Origin of the sequence: Pseudomonas californiensis, from assembly GCF_021147775.1 — a bacterium.
In the GTDB taxonomy this organism is placed as follows: Bacteria; Pseudomonadota; Gammaproteobacteria; order Pseudomonadales; family Pseudomonadaceae; genus Aquipseudomonas; species Aquipseudomonas californiensis.
In genome coordinates this window covers 1-12,957 of record NZ_JAGTPK010000035.1, presented here as the reverse complement: position 1 = coordinate 12,957, position 12,957 = coordinate 1, and the positions used below count along the sequence as shown (strand labels likewise).

General features: G+C 58.2%; 9 protein-coding genes and 1 pseudogene. 9 read left to right on the top strand and 1 reads right to left on the bottom strand.

Annotation, left to right across the window (positions count from 1 at the left end):
* Positions 1-40 precede the first annotated feature (40 nt).
* The 9 genes from KDX37_RS23815 to KDX37_RS23775 all read left to right on the top strand — a co-directional run bounded on the left by KDX37_RS23815 (position 41) and on the right by KDX37_RS23775 (position 12,593).
* Positions 41-1,642 carry an ABC transporter substrate-binding protein gene (locus KDX37_RS23815; protein WP_231655475.1) on the top strand — a complete coding sequence of 534 codons (1,602 nt, stop codon included), beginning with the start codon at positions 41-43 and terminating at the stop codon, positions 1,640-1,642.
* 263 nt (positions 1,643-1,905) lie between these two features.
* Positions 1,906-3,528, top strand: coding sequence for an ABC transporter substrate-binding protein (locus KDX37_RS23810; protein WP_231655474.1), 1,623 nt, complete (start codon positions 1,906-1,908; stop codon positions 3,526-3,528).
* 313 nt (positions 3,529-3,841) lie between these two features.
* Positions 3,842-5,440, top strand: a complete 1,599-nt coding sequence (locus KDX37_RS23805) for an ABC transporter substrate-binding protein (protein WP_231655473.1) — start codon at positions 3,842-3,844, stop codon at positions 5,438-5,440.
* 154 nt (positions 5,441-5,594) lie between these two features.
* Positions 5,595-6,974: an OprD family porin gene (locus KDX37_RS23800; RefSeq protein ID WP_231655472.1), complete on the top strand. Its 1,380-nt coding sequence runs from the start codon at positions 5,595-5,597 to the stop codon at positions 6,972-6,974.
* A gap of 66 nt (positions 6,975-7,040) precedes the next feature.
* Positions 7,041-8,636 (top strand): ABC transporter substrate-binding protein, encoded by a 1,596-nt coding sequence (locus KDX37_RS23795; protein ID WP_231655471.1) that lies wholly within the window; start codon positions 7,041-7,043, stop codon positions 8,634-8,636.
* A 71-nt stretch (positions 8,637-8,707) separates the two neighbouring features.
* Positions 8,708-9,718 carry an ABC transporter permease subunit gene (locus KDX37_RS23790; RefSeq protein WP_231655470.1) on the top strand — a complete coding sequence of 337 codons (1,011 nt, stop codon included), beginning with the start codon at positions 8,708-8,710 and terminating at the stop codon, positions 9,716-9,718.
* 10 nt (positions 9,719-9,728) lie between these two features.
* Positions 9,729-10,640, top strand: a complete 912-nt coding sequence (locus tag KDX37_RS23785; protein ID WP_231655469.1) for an ABC transporter permease subunit — start codon at positions 9,729-9,731, stop codon at positions 10,638-10,640.
* 10 nt (positions 10,641-10,650) lie between these two features.
* The gene (locus KDX37_RS23780) at positions 10,651-11,619 is read left to right on the top strand and encodes an ABC transporter ATP-binding protein (protein WP_231655468.1); all 969 of its coding nucleotides are present in this window, start codon (positions 10,651-10,653) and stop codon (positions 11,617-11,619) included.
* Positions 11,619-12,593, top strand: coding sequence for a peptide ABC transporter ATP-binding protein (locus KDX37_RS23775; protein ID WP_231655467.1), 975 nt, complete (start codon positions 11,619-11,621; stop codon positions 12,591-12,593). Before KDX37_RS23780 ends, KDX37_RS23775 begins: the two co-directional genes overlap by 1 nt.
* Before the next feature lie 153 nt (positions 12,594-12,746).
* On the opposite strand, the pseudogene KDX37_RS23770 reads toward KDX37_RS23775, so the two are convergent.
* Positions 12,747-12,957 (bottom strand): annotated as a pseudogene (locus KDX37_RS23770) (hypothetical protein); the annotation flags it as partial.

Genomic DNA, 12,957 nt, shown 5'->3' with positions numbered 1-12,957 from the left:
ATATTCAGGCACGGTCATTGCCGCACTTCGCGAGGGCTACATGAAACAGACGATCTTCAAACCGCTGCTCCTGAGTACTGCACTGCTGGCCTGCGCGCCCCTGGCACAGGCTGCCAGCACGCTGGTCTATTGTTCTGAAGCAAGTCCGGCCGGGTTCGATCCAAGTCAGTACACCAGCGGCACCGACTTCGATGCGTCAGCCGAAACCGTGTTCAACCGCCTGACCCAGTTCAAGCGTGGCGGCACCGAAGTGGAGCCTGGGTTGGCGACGAGCTGGGACGTTTCCCCGGACGGTCTGACCTACACTTTCCATCTGCGCGAAGGTGTGAAGTTCCACACCACGGACTATTTCACGCCTACCCGTACGTTCAACGCAGACGACGTGCTGTTCACCTTCAATCGCTTGCTTGACCCGAATCATCCATTCCGCAAGGCCTACCCTTCGGAGTCACCTTACTTCACCGACATGGGGCTCAACACGACGATCAAGCGCATCGACAAGGTCGACGCAACAACCGTCAAGTTCACGCTGAACAACATTGATGCCGCGTTCGTCCAGAACCTCGCCATGAGCTTTGCGTCCATTCAGTCAGCTGAATACGCTGATCAATTGATGAAAGAAGGCAAGGCGCAGGAGCTGAACCAGAAGCCGATCGGCACCGGGCCGTTCGTCTTCAAGCGTTACCAGAAGGACTCCCAGATTCGCTATGTCGGTAACACCGAATACTGGAAGCCCGAAGATGTGAAGATCGACAACCTGATCTTCTCGATCACCAGCGATGCGGCGGTGCGTTTGCAGAAGCTCAAGGCGGGCGAGTGCCAGGTCAGTGGCTACCCTCGCCCACAAGACATCGAAGACATGCAGAAAGACCCGAAGCTCAAGGTGCTCAGCCAGCCGGGCTTCAACCTGGGCTTCCTGGCCTACAACGTCACGCACGCTCCGCTGGACCAACTCAAGGTACGGCAAGCACTGGACATGGCCATCGACAAGCCCGCCATCATCAAGGCTGTCTACCAGAGCGCCGGGCAACTGGCTGAAAACGCCATGCCGCCAGGCCAATGGAGCTACGACCCGACCATCAAGGACGCGCCCCACGATCTGACCAAAGCCAGGCAGTTGCTCAAGGAAGCCGGTGTAGCGCCTGGCACAAAGATCGACCTTTGGGCCATGACCGTGCAACGCGCCTCGAACCCGAACGCTCGCATGTCGGCGCAGATGATTCAGGCTGACTGGGACAAGATCGGCATCAAGGCCAATATCGTCAGCTATGAATGGGGCGAGTACATCAAGCGTGCCAAGGCAGGCGAACACGATGCAATGATCTACGGCTGGACCGGCGACAACGGTGACCCGGATAACTGGCTCGGCGTGCTCTACAGTTGTGCAGCGGTCAAAGGCAGCAACTACGCCAAATGGTGTGACCCCGCGTACGACAAGCTGGTGCAACAGGCCAAGGTCACTACCAACCGCGACGAGCGCATAAAGCTTTACCAGCAAGCCCAGCACATCCTCAAGGCGCAGGTCCCGATCACGCCGATTGCCAACTCCAAAGTGTTCCAGCCAATGCGCAAGGAAGTACAGGACTTCAAGATCAGTCCATTCGGGTTGACGCCGTTCTACGGTGTCAGTCTGAGCAACTGAGGTAACACTAAGGCGCCAACCGGGTGCATTTCTCACATCTGGTTGCGCCAAAACAGTGCGCTAAATGTTTCAAAATACGTCGCGCAAACGATCAAATGTGTAGAAAATTACACTTTCGCGACATTCCTGTACGATCGTGCCACTCTTTGTTGCTTCTTTGGCGTCAACGTCTTGCTTTGGGTATGGCCCCTGCATAAGTATCGGATGGATCGGCTCACGAGGTCGGTCCCTCTTATCAAAAAATGACAACAACTGAGGCCACCATGCTCAAAAACGCGGTCATTCCGTTTCTAGTCGGCGCCACCCTGCTCGCCAGTGCACCCTTCGCCCACGCTGCATCGAACCTGGTGTTCTGCTCCGAGGGCAGCCCGGCGGGTTTTGACCCGGCCCAGTACACTACCGGCACGGATTTCGACGCTTCGGCAGAAACCATGTTCAACCGTCTGGCCCAGTTCGAACGCGGCGGCACTGCCGTCCAGCCAGGTCTGGCAACCAGCTGGGACGTTTCCGAAGACGTACTGACGTACACCTTCCATCTGCGCAAGGGCGTCAAGTTCCACACCACGCCGTACTTCAAGCCATCCCGCGACTTCAATGCCGATGACGTGCTGTTCACGTTCAACCGCATGATCGACAGCGACATGCCGTTCCGCAAAGCGGCGCCAACCGAATTCCCTTATTTCACCGACATGGGCATGGACAAGAACATCGCCAAGGTCGAGAAGGTTGACGACTACACCGTCAAGTTCGTGTTGAACACTGTTGACGCTGCGTTCATCCAGAACCTGGCCATGAGCTTCGCCTCGATCCAGTCGGCCGAGTACGCGGCGCAACTGCTCAAGGAAGGCCGTCCTGCCGACATCAACCAGAAGCCGATCGGCACTGGCCCGTTCGTGTTCAAGAGCTACCAGAAAGATTCCAACATCCGGTTCACCGGCAACAAGGACTACTGGAAGCCTGAAGACGTAAAGATCGACAACCTGATCTTCGCAATCACCACCGACGCATCGGTGCGCATGCAGAAGCTCAAGAAAAACGAATGCCAGATCACGGCCTACCCACGTCCGGCCGACCTGGAGCCGTTGAAGGCGGACAAGAACCTGCAGATGCCTCATCAGGCTGGTTTCAACCTGGGTTACATCGCTTATAACGTGATGGACCAGATCAAGGGTGAAGACCGTCCAAACCCGATGGCACAACTGAAAGTGCGTCAGGCACTGGACATGGCCGTCAACAAGCAACAGATCATCGACTCGGTCTACCAGGGCGCAGGCCAGCTGGCGGTCAACGCCATGCCGCCAACCCAGTGGTCCTACGATGACACCATCAAGGATGCCAAGTACGACCCTGAGAAAGCCCGCGCGCTGCTCAAGGAAGCCGGCATCAAGGAAGGTACCGAGATCACCCTCTGGGCGATGCCGGTGCAGCGTCCTTACAACCCCAACGCCAAGTTGATGGCTGAAATGCTCCAGTCTGACTGGAAGAAAATCGGTATCAACGCCAAGATCGTCAGCTACGAGTGGGGCGAGTACATCAAGCGCTCCAAAACCGGTGAAAACGGCGCCATGCTGATCGGCTGGAGCGGCGACAACGGTGACCCGGACAACTGGCTCGGCACCCTGTTTGGTTGTGATGCCATCAGCGGCAACAACTTCTCCAAATGGTGTGACAAGCCGTACGACGCTGTGATCAAGCAGGCCAAGGCAACACCTGATCAGGCCAAGCGCATTGAGTTGTACAAGCAGGCTCAGCACCTCCTCAAGGACGCCGTGCCGATGACGCCTATCGCGCACTCGACCGTCTATCAACCCATGCGCACCAGCGTACAGGACTTCAGGATCAGCCCGTTCGGCTTGAACTCCTTCTACGGTGTCAGTGTGAAGTAAACGCACTGGACTGCGCTGCACTTACAGCGCAGTCCCTGCTTTAACCGAGTCGAAAACCATGGCAACTAGTTGGGCAAGTGCCACTAGAAGCACTTGCCTACTTGGTTAATGGCTTTTTCCTACATGCTCTGCAGCCTTCGGGCCTATTTACCGCATGCCTTTACCGACTTACCGTCGAGAGGCACTGAAACAGGCAGTGAGCCATCAACTGGTTTACTGCGTGCGTGCTGTTGAGCGTGTTGTTCAGGTTATCGCCTCGAGGCCTGGTAGTTATCGAGCCTGAGTGCTCGTCCTTTGAAGGATAGGGATCATCATGCGTAAAAACCTCGCGATCGCGTCATGCCTCAGCCTTGGGCTGTTTGCATTGACGCCGCTGGCCCATGCGGCGAGCAACCTGGTGTTCTGTTCTGAAGCAAGCCCGGCAGGCTTCGACAGCGCCCAATACACATCGGCCACTGACAACGACGCCTCAGAGCCGATCTACAACCGCCTCACCGAGTTCAAGCAAGGCGACACCACGGTCGTACCGGGGTTGGCCACGTCCTGGGACGTCTCGCCTGACGGGCTGGTCTACACCTTCCATCTTCGCGAAGGCGTGAAATTCCACACCAGCAAAACCTTCAAGCCCACCCGTGACTTCAACGCTGATGACGTGTTGTTCACGTTCAACCGCATGCTCAAGACTGATCATCCGTTTCGTGTCGCTTACCCGACCGAATTCCCTTATTTCACAGGGATGGGGCTGAACAAGAAGATCAAGTCGGTCGAGAAGACCGATCCCATGACTGTCGTTTTCACGCTGAACACAGTAGACGCTGCGTTCGTTCAGAACATCGCGATGAACTTCGCCGGGATTCTGTCTGCCGAGTACGCTGAACAGTTGATGGCCAGTGGCGACGTGCGTGACATCAATCAGCAGCCGATTGGCACCGGTCCTTTTGTGTTTCAGCGGTACCAGAAAGACTCGCAGATCCGCTATCGCGGCAACAAGGAATACTGGGCACCTGAGCGAGTGAAGATCGACCAGCTGATTTTCGCCATCAACACCGACGCCTCGGTGCGTATGCAGAAGCTGCGCAAGAACGAGTGCCAGGTCACCCTCAATCCGCGCCCCGCCGACCTGGAAGCACTTCGGGCCGACAAGCAGTTGAAGGTCATGGAGCGTCCGGGCTTCAACCTGGGTTACATCTCCTACAACGTGCGGCATGAGCCCTTGGGCAATCTGCAAGTGCGTCAGGCGCTGGACATGGCCGTCAACAAGAAGGCCATTATCAACGCGGTTTACCAGGGTGCAGGTCAACTGGCCGTAAACGCGATGCCGCCGACCCAGTGGTCTTACGACGACACCATCAAGGACGCTGCCTACGACCCGGAAAAAGCCAGCAAGATGCTGCGCGATGCCGGCATCAAAGAAGGCACCGAACTGACCCTGTGGGCCATGCCGGTACAGCGTCCTTACAACCCCAACGCCAAGTTGATGGCCGAAATGCTTCAGTCCGACTGGGCGAAGGTCGGCATCAAGGTCAAGATTGTCAGTTATGAATGGGGCGAGTACCTCAAGCGCACCAAGAATGGCGAACATGACATCTCGCTCATTGGCTGGACCGGTGACAACGGTGACCCGGATAACTGGCTCGGCACGCTCTACAGTTGCGCGGCCATTGGTGGCAACAACTACTCGATGTGGTGCGATGAAAAGTACGATCAGTTGATCAAGGCTGCCATCGCCACCACTGATAGAGCGCAGCGGACCGACCTGTACAAACAGGCGCAACGCTACCTCAAGGAACAGGTCCCGATTACTCCGATCGCGCACTCTACGGTCAATCAGCCGCTGCGCGCCGAAGTTGAAGGTTTCCATGTAAGTCCATTTGGCCGCAACAACTTCTCAGGCGTCAGCGTCGCCGAATAACTTTAAAAACAGCTGCATCGCTCGCCGCCCGACTGGCGGCGAGCGGTGTCGCCTGCGCCCGAAACAAATAGCAAAGCGGGTTTAAGACCCCGCATCACTAAAGCCAGAACTCAAAAAACTGGCGTTTATAAAAGTACCAAGGGAGCTGTAGATCGTGAAAACAACCAGCACTGCATTACTGGCGTTGTCCCTCTCCTCGTTCGGCTTGATGGCTCAGGCAGAGCCTACCAGCCAGGCCTTCGTGCCAACCGAGCTGAACAGCAAGAATGCACAGGCCGAAGCCAATGGCTTCATTGAAGATCAACACCTGACGGGCACCACCCGTAACTGGTACGCCAACGAACTGCGCCGTCGCGACAGCACGTTCTCCTACACGGAAGACGGCGTCAGAAAGCAGACCCCACGCCGTATCAACTGGCAACAGGGCACCATCGTCAACTACACCTCGGGCTTCACTCAGGGCGTCGTAGGCTTCTCCACCGAACTGGCCCTGTACAACGCCATTGCGCTGGACCGTGACACCGGTGACTTCGCTGGCAGCTCGAACCGTACGCTGGCAGACAGCGACGGTGACGCCGTCGGCCAGTGGAGCAAAATGGGTCTGGGCAACGTCAAGGCCCGTGTTTCCAACACCACGCTGACCATGGGTCGCCAGTCGGTCAACACGCCGGTCATCGCGTTCATCGGCAACCGCGCACTGCCTTCCAGCTTCCAGGGTTTTGCAGTCAAGAGCGACGAGTTCAACAACCTGTCCCTGCAGGGCGGCAGCTTCGATCGCGTCTCGCCACGTATGGAACAGAGCCTGGACAAGTTCCGCTCCGAATACGGCGACCGCAGCCAGACCGCAGATCGTCTGGACATGTTCGGTGCTGACTACAAGCCGTTCGAAAGCCTGACCACCAGCTTCTACGCGTCGAACCTGGAAGACTTCTGGCACCAGTACTACTTCGGTTTCACCCATGAAATGGGTGACAGCAAAGTCTTCGCACTGAGCAGCAACCTGAACTACTACAAGACCAAGGATGCCGGTCAAAGCAAGCTGGGCGCTATCGACAACGATACCTACAGCCTGTCCTTCACCGGTACGCACAACGCCCACAGCGTGAGCATTGCCTACCAGGAAGTCGCCGGTAACGAGTACTTCGACTACGCGCACGACACCAACGCCATCTTCCTGGCCAACTCCCTGCTCTCGGACTTCAACGGCCCGAACGAGAAGTCCCTGCAGATCGCTTACGTGCTGAACATGGCCGAATACGGCGTGCCTGGCCTGAAATTCAACATCTATCAGGCTCGCGGCTGGGACATCGACGGTACCCATTACAAAGGCACCGGCTACACCGACGTGCTGGCAATGGACGGCGAAACGCATTACGAGTACGGCATCGGCACGTCGTACTCTGTACAGTCCGGCCCGCTCAAGGCAACCGCTATCCGCGCGACCTACACCACGCACCGCGCCAGCGAAAATCAGGCTGACGGCAACATCAATGAGTTCCGTCTGGTGACCACCATTCCGTTCAACATTCTGTAAATGGTCTTGAAGGGCCGGCTGACCTTGCGTCAGTTGGCCCTTTGCACTGCATAAAGGAGACTTCCATTGAAACTGCTATCGCTCCGCGCTTCGATCGCCATTGCGCTGTTAAGCGCTGCTGCAACTGTCTCGGCCAAGCCGCTGGTAGTCTGCACAGAGGCCAGCCCTGAAGGCTTCGACATCGTGCAGTACACGACCGCTGTCACGGCAGATGCCTCGGCAGAAACCATTCTCGAACGTCTGGTTGCCTTCACGCCCGGCACCACCGACACCGTGCCAGGCCTGGCCGAAAGCTGGGACATCAGCGAGGACGGCCTGACTTACACCTTCAAGCTGCGCCAGGGGGTCAAGTTCCAGACCACCGACTATTTCAAACCTACCCGTGACATGAATGCCGATGACGTGGTCTGGAGCTTCCAGCGCCAGCTCGACCCCAAGCATCCGTGGCATTCACTTTCGCTGGTCGGTTACCCTTATTTCGAAAGCATGGGTTTTCAAGACCTTATTAAAAGCGTCGAAAAAGTCGACGACCATACGGTAAAATTCATCCTCGCTCGCCCAGAGTCGCCATTCCTGCGTGATCTGGCCATGCCGTTCACCTCGATCTACTCGGCCGAGTACGCCGATCAGTTGCTGAAGAGCAAAAAGACCGCCGAATTCAACAGCAAACCGATTGGCACAGGGCCGTTCATCCTGACCCGCTATGCCAAGGATGCTCAGGTCCGCTATAAAGCCAACCCGGATTACTGGAAGGGCAAAGTGCCCAGTGAAACGCTGATTTTTGCGATCACGCTGGACAACAACACACGCCTGCAAAAGCTCAAGGCGAACGAATGTCAGGTTGCGCTTTATCCAAAACCTGACGATATTGCCAACATCAAGGCTGACCCCAATCTCAAGATCGACGAGATGGAAGCCATGATGACCAGCTATGTCGCGATCAACACGTCGCACAGATACCTGAGCGACGCGCGAGTGCGGCAAGCGATCAACCTGGCTTTCGACAAGAAGTCCTACATCAGGGCTCTGTTTGGCGAGGGCAAGGCCACCGAGGGCGTGGGTCCGTACCCACCGACCATGATTGGCTACGACACCGACAGCCGAAGCCCTGCGTACGATCCGGAAAAAGCCCGGGCCCTGCTCAAAGACGCTGGCGTTCCAGACGGCCAGGTGTTCACCCTGTTTGCCCGCAATGGTGGCGCGGTGACCAACCCCAATCCGATGGTGGGCGCACAGATGCTCCAGTCGGACCTGGCCAAAGTGGGCATCAAGATAGACATTCGCATCATGGAATGGGGCGAAATGCTCAAACGCGCCAAGAACGGCGAACATGACATGGTTTTTGCAGGATGGGCTGGCGACAATGGCGACCCGGACAACTTCCTGACCCCCAACCTGAGCTGCGATGCAGCGAAGAATGGCGAGAACTATGCCCGTTGGTGCAACAAGGCGTTTGAAGAGGCGATCACAAAGGCTCGGGAAATTACCGAACCGACCGAACGTGCCGCCCTCTATAAGCAGGCTCAGCAAGTGTTCAATCAGGAGCAGCCATGGATCACTCTGGCTTACCCGAAGCTTTTCGTTGCAATGCGTAAAAATGTCGAAGGCTTTCATATCAGCCCGCTGACCAATAACAACTTCACCACGACCGGGGTGAAGTAGAAAAAACCACCGCCCGCGCTCCACAAGAGCAAGGGCGGTATGCCTGACCGGCTGATGAGGTACACCACGAGATGTTTAGTTTTATTGCCCGCCGGGTGGGATTACTGATCCCTACCTTCTTCGGCATCACCCTGCTGACGTTCGCCCTGATTCGCCTGATCCCTGGCGACCCTGTCGAAGTCATGATGGGCGAGCGCCGGGTCGACCCGGAAATGCACGCCCAGGCCATGGAACGCCTTGGCTTGAACAAACCGCTGTATGCGCAGTACATCGATTACATCGGCAAACTCGCCCAGGGCGACCTCGGTGAATCGTTGCGTACCCGTACCAGCGTCTGGACCGAATTCACCTCGCTGTTCCCGGCAACCCTGGAGTTGTCGCTGGCAGCGCTGATCTTCGCTGGCGTTCTAGGCTTGCTCGCCGGGGTCATCGCGGCACTCAAACGAGGGTCCCTGTTCGACCATGGGGTCATGGGGATTTCTCTGGCTGGCTACTCGATGCCGATTTTCTGGTGGGGCCTGATTCTCATCATGTTCTTCTCGGTATCGCTGGGCTGGACGCCCGTGTCCGGGCGGATCGACCTGCTGTATGACATCCCGCCGGTGACAGGCTTCATGCTGATCGACACGTTGCTCAGCGATGAACCCGGTGCGTTTCTGGATGCGCTGCACCACCTCATCCTTCCGGCCATCGTGCTGGGCACCATTCCGTTGGCGGTGATCGCCCGGATGACGCGCTCCTCGATGCTTGAAGTGCTGCGTGAAGACTACGTGCGTACGGCTCGGGCCAAGGGTCTGTCGCCTGCTCGCGTGGTGTTTGTTCACGGCCTGCGCAACGCGCTGATCCCTGTGTTGACCGTTTTCGGTCTGCAGGTCGGCACGTTGCTCGCCGGTGCGGTACTGACCGAAACGATCTTCTCCTGGCCAGGTATCGGCAAGTGGCTGATCGAAGCCATCGGTGCCCGTGATTATCCGGTCGTGCAAAACGGCATTCTGCTGATCGCCTGCCTGGTGATCCTGGTCAACTTCGTGGTGGACATCCTCTACGGCTTTGCCAACCCACGCATCCGACACCAGCGCTGAGATCATCGATATGAGCACACCTACTCCAGCGGTAGCAGTCGATCAAAGCCTGCTTTACCCGTCCCCGTACAAAGAATTCTGGCAAGCGTTCTCGAAAAACAAAGGCGCCGTTGCCGGCCTGATGTTCATGATCCTGATCGTGTTCTGCGCCCTGTTCGCCCCATGGGTTGCACCGCATGATCCAAGCGAGCAATACCGCGACTTCCTGCTGACCCCACCGGTCTGGCTCAAAGGCGGGCAATGGCAGTTCATCCTCGGCACCGACGAATTGGGGCGCGATCTGCTCTCGCGTCTGATCCAGGGCTCGCGCCTGTCGCTGCTGATCGGCCTGGCCTCGGTGGTGATGTCGTTGATTCCCGGCATCCTGCTCGGCCTGCTGGCGGGTTTCTTCCCGCGTGTTCTGGGCCCATCGGTGATGCGCCTGATGGACATCATGCTTGCCCTGCCGTCGCTGTTGCTGGCCGTGGCCATCGTCGCCATTCTCGGCCCTGGCCTGATCAACACCGTGATCGCCATCGCGATCGTGTCGCTGCCGTCCTATGTTCGTCTGACCCGCGCTGCGGTGATGGGCGAGTTGAACCGTGACTACGTGACCGCTGCACGTCTGGCCGGCGCAACACTGCCACGCCTGATGTTCATCACCGTGCTACCCAACTGCATGGCGCCGCTGATTGTTCAGGCGACCCTGAGTTTCTCCTCGGCGATTCTCGATGCTGCAGCACTGGGCTTCCTGGGTCTTGGCGTACAACCGCCGACGCCTGAGTGGGGCACCATGCTCGCCTCGGCCCGCGACTACATCGAACGCGCCTGGTGGGTCGTGAGCCTGCCTGGTCTGACCATTTTGCTCAGCGTGCTGGCAATCAACCTGATGGGCGACGGTCTGCGCGATGCGCTGGACCCGAAACTCAAGAATGCCGCCTGAGGAGATTCGTATGTCACTTTTGCAAATCAAGAATCTCAACGTTCGCTTCGGCGATGCCAAGGCTGTGCCCGTCGTCGACGGTCTTTCCCTGAGCGTCGACAAAGGCGAAGTTCTGGCCATCGTTGGCGAATCAGGCTCCGGTAAATCCGTGACCATGATGGCGCTGATGGGGTTGATCGATTCACCCGGCATCATCACCGCCGACGCGCTGGAATTCGATGGCAAGGACTTGCTCAAACTCAACGCCCGTCAGCGTCGTCGTATCATCGGCAAGGACCTGGCGATGGTGTTTCAGGACCCGATGACCGCACTCAACCCCAGCTACACCGTGGGCTTCCAGATCGAGGAGGTCCTGCGTCAGCATCTGGGCATGTCGGGCAAGGCCGCGCGCCAGCGTGCGCTGGAGCTGCTGGAAAAAGTTGAAATCCCGGGGGCTGCTGCGCGCCTCAACGCTTACCCGCACCAGTTGTCCGGCGGCATGAGCCAGCGCGTGGCAATTGCCATGGCGATTGCCGGCGAACCGAAACTGTTGATCGCCGACGAGCCGACCACTGCACTGGATGTCACCATTCAGGCGCAGATCATGGAGCTGCTGCTGAGCCTGCAGAAAGAGCAGGACATGGCGCTGGTGCTGATCACTCACGACCTTGCCGTTGTTGCCGAAACCGCGCAGCGGGTTTGCGTGATGTATGCAGGTCAGGCTGTTGAAGTCGGTCAGGTACCGGGGCTGTTCGAGGTCCCGGCTCACCCTTACAGCGAAGCCCTGCTGGCTGCCATTCCCGAGCACAGCATGGGCGCCGAGCGTCTGGCGACCCTGCCGGGCATGGTGCCGGGCCGCTACGACCGCCCGCAAGGATGCCTGCTCTCGCCGCGCTGCCCGTACGTGCGTGACAACTGCCGGACTGAACGCCCCGCCCTGGACCCGAAAGCCCATAGCCTGGCGCGTTGTTTCTACCCATTGAATCAGGAGGTGGCGTAATGAGTGTTGTACTGACCGCCCGCGACCTTACCCGTCATTACGAAGTGTCCCGCGGCCTGTTCAAGGGCACGGCACTGGTGCGCGCCCTTAACGGGGTGTCGTTTGAACTGGAAGCCGGTAAAACCCTGGCAGTGGTTGGCGAGTCCGGCTGTGGCAAGTCCACACTGGCCCGCGCGCTGACACTGATCGAAGAACCGTCATCCGGCTCGCTGAAGATCGCTGGCCAGGAAGTCACCGGAGCGAGCAAGGCCGAACGCAAGCAATTGCGCAAGGACGTGCAGATGGTGTTCCAGAGCCCTTACGCTTCGCTGAACCCGCGCCAGAAGGTCGGCGATCAGTTGGGCGAGCCGCTGTTGATCAATACCAGACTGTCGGCTGCCGAGCGTCGCGAAAAAGTCCAGGCAATGATGGCCCAGGTCGGTTTGCGCCCCGAGCACTATCAGCGTTACCCGCACATGTTCTCCGGTGGTCAGCGCCAGCGTATCGCACTGGCCCGGGCCATGATGCTGCAGCCAAAGGTACTGGTGGCGGATGAGCCGACATCGGCGCTGGACGTGTCGATTCAGGCTCAGGTGCTGAACCTGTTCATGGACCTGCAGCAGGAATTCAACACCGCCTACGTGTTCATTTCCCACAACCTGTCGGTGGTGCGTCACGTCGCCGATACGGTGTTGGTCATGTACCTGGGGCGGCCTGCGGAAATGGGCCCGAAAGAGGAAATCTACAACCGTCCTCTGCACCCTTACACCCAGGCGTTGCTGTCGGCGACCCCGACCATCCACCCGGACCCGCTCAAGCCGAAGATCAAGATCGTCGGTGAGCTGCCCAACCCGCTCAATCCGCCAAGCGGCTGTGCCTTCCACAAGCGCTGCCCATACGCAACCGAGCGTTGCTCAACAGACGAACCCGCATTGCGTCTCGTCGACAACCGCCAGGTGGCCTGCCACTACGCCGAGCAATTCGTAGCAGCCTGACCCTCAGCGCAACAAACAACGCCGCCCGTCTGACCTCACCTGAACGCGATTCACGTGAGAGCCAGCCGGGCGGCGTTCCGTTTGCTGACGAAGAGGCCGGTATGTTCACTGATAATCTCAGATCAATATCAGCTCAGCTCAGCTCAGCTCAGCTCAGCGATCAGATTCGAAAAAAGCCAAGCCACAGCAGCCCCAAAAAAAACAGCGCTTTTCTGCCTCGATAGCCGCCACACCGGCGAACGCGACGCAAGGTGCAGGCTGAGTCCTGGCGCTGATCCGGTGGGCAATCGGCATGGATGCCGATTGAGCTGCACCGGGCCACGGATGGCCCGTTGCAGCGACCGCCGGATCAGGGTCAGGACGA